1 protein-coding gene is annotated in these 1824 nt (G+C 44.4%); it reads right to left on the bottom strand.

Translation table 11 applies throughout. From position 1 onward, the window contains the following. Positions 1–34: 34 nt before the first annotated feature. On the bottom strand, positions 35–1654 hold the full coding sequence (locus G630_RS0117735; protein WP_044959835.1) for an IS1634 family transposase: 1620 nt from the start codon (positions 1652–1654) through the stop codon (positions 35–37). Positions 1655–1824: the final 170 nt, after the last annotated feature.

Raw genomic sequence — 1824 nt, forward strand, 5'->3', positions numbered from 1 at the left:
ACCTAAAGTCCCGTCATTTTATACCAAGGTTTGATCATGTCGGGGCATCGACTCCAATGAGCTTATAGAGCTCACGCTGTTTTGCAGTTACCTCAGACAGATGATGCGCCTTGCCAGGCTGCTGGTAATACTCAATTGTATCTAGCTCGTCCAGCAGTGACTGTATTGTATAGTTGCTGAACAGGCCGTTCTCATCCATCTGCTTTTTGATATAAGACACCATCTGAAGCGCTATGAACTGGACAAACAGCTTGCCTTCGAAGTTTTCCTCGGAAGCGACTGACATCCGCCGCATTGAAAGCCTCTCCTTGAGGTTGCCGAAGGACTTCTCAATCAGATCCTTCAGACGGTATATGCGCAGTGCTTCCACCGGATCCTTGATCCCGTTGGTCATAAGTACAAAGTATCCATAGTTCTTTTCGGCTTTACGGATAGCATCTTCCTTGAAGCTATAGACTTTGCCTCTTACAGGTGTCTCGTGTATTGTAAAGTACTTCTGATACAGCTTTTCATCAGCAGGATCAGGAGTGCCGTTTACCAGGTTGTTTTCAAGACGGTCAAGCATTGCATTAAACCTCGTCTTGTCATCAGTAGCCTTCTGGTCATTATAGTAGAAGTGGAGATAAATGCGCTTTTTATCAGTTATGATTTCTCCGCTGCGGACCTTTTCTTCTGTATAGGTCCACTCTTCTTTAAATGACATGACATATAGCTTTAACTCTGAATTATAGTTATAGCGGGTAACGAAATCCGCACGGACCTTATCAAGCCTGTCGCTCACTTTGCTCAGTGACAGCTTTGCACCAATAAGGAACTTGTGGTGGTGCTTCATGAGGTCGTTGATGTTTTTCTCACTGTAGAAGCCTCTGTCCATGACAAGCTTGAGCTTGTCGAGTTTGAGGAAATCAACATCCTTAATGAGATTCTCAATAGTCTTAACATCCGTGATGTTGCCTGCAAGCTTTCTGTAGTATACAGGAAGCATTGATTCCTCTCCATACAGGAGCGCAAGGTTTATCTGCGGAAGGGAATCGCCTTCTTTGTTCTTTCCATACTTGGCCTGCTTTATAAGCGTTGAGTATGAAGAGATAGATGTTGTATCAAAAGCGAGGTATTCGTTCATGCCGTGGCGCTTGGCCTGGTACTTGAAGTAAGCCATCTTGGTTTCTTCAGTTATGAGGCCGAAGAGTTCACTGCTTCTCTGCGAAGGAATGTCTTTGCCATATGGATGCCTGTGAGTTATGCCCCATTTATGGAACCTGTACATGGGCTGGCCTTCCTCAAGAACAAGGTAATAAGCCAGTGACAGGATCTGTGGCGCAAGATCACCAAAGCACTTGCCAAGATCAGCAGCAATGCCCGTCTTGCTGCATATCTCATTCAAAAGATATGTGGATCCATAGAACTGGCGGAGGCAAATATCAGTAGGAACCGGCCCGGTCTTAGGTGCTGTAAGGCTCTGCTCATACTCAGCTTTGAGACGGTGAAAGGTTTTGTTTGGAGTAAATGTTTCTCCATCATACTTGCCGATGTACTCGCGTTTATGGTCAGCGCACTGTTTTTCGGCATTCCAGAAAGGCTTGTCGATATAGGCATAACCATTCTGACACCTTACTTTGCTTGTGATCCAAGGCTCGTTAATCTTCAGTTCCATACCATCACCTCCTTGGTATAATTATACCAAGGAATTAACGGAATTGAAAGCAAAATGTGCTATTTTGATACAATATTTTGTGGCTGCAAAGCCAGTAAACACAAGGCTTTGAGAAAACAAATCAAGCGGATTTATACCTTAACCTTGGTATAAATTCACGGGAGCTTAGG

Source organism: Butyrivibrio sp. WCD2001, assembly GCF_000424485.1.
GTDB lineage: Bacteria > Bacillota > Clostridia > Lachnospirales > Lachnospiraceae > Butyrivibrio.

Coding starts and splice junctions, on each gene's coding strand:
- G630_RS0117735 (WP_044959835.1), bottom strand. CDS start 1,654: ATGGAACTGAAGATTAACGAGCCTTGGATCACAAGCAAAGTAAGGTGT.